Source organism: Neptunomonas sp. CHC150 (assembly GCF_030397555.1).
In the GTDB taxonomy this organism is placed as follows: Bacteria; Pseudomonadota; Gammaproteobacteria; order Pseudomonadales; family Balneatricaceae; genus Neptunomonas; species Neptunomonas phycophila.
This window is the reverse complement of record NZ_JAPNXU010000042.1, coordinates 1-348: the sequence shown is the minus strand read 5'-3', so window position 1 is coordinate 348 and position 348 is coordinate 1. Positions and strand designations below refer to the sequence as shown.

1 pseudogene is annotated in these 348 nt (G+C 48.3%); it reads left to right on the top strand.

Annotated features, from left to right (window positions below):
* A pseudogene (locus tag OW491_RS18070) lies at positions 1 to 348 on the top strand (hypothetical protein); the annotation flags it as partial.

Genomic DNA, 348 nt, shown 5'->3' with positions numbered 1-348 from the left:
TAACGAAGCGAAAGAGCACATACGCGAAGCTGAGATGAAAGAGGGGTTAGACGAACACGTTCAGCCAGATCTCGATAAACTCGATCCTAAACTGCGCCATTGCTTGGGTGAGGATTTTGCGCGCTCTGGTGACTTAACCGTTTATGCACCCATGGCCGTTCAAAATGATGTGAAGCGCACCGTGCCTTTCCTATTAGAACTTGGCAATGTGCCATTCAAGCAGCAAGAGCAAGCGCTTTACTTTATCTGCGATCAACTTCCAAGGCGTGATGGTATTTATCTTGATGCGCGTGGTAATGGCCAGTACCTAGCCTGTCTCTTATACACATCTGAAGCTGCCGACGATAC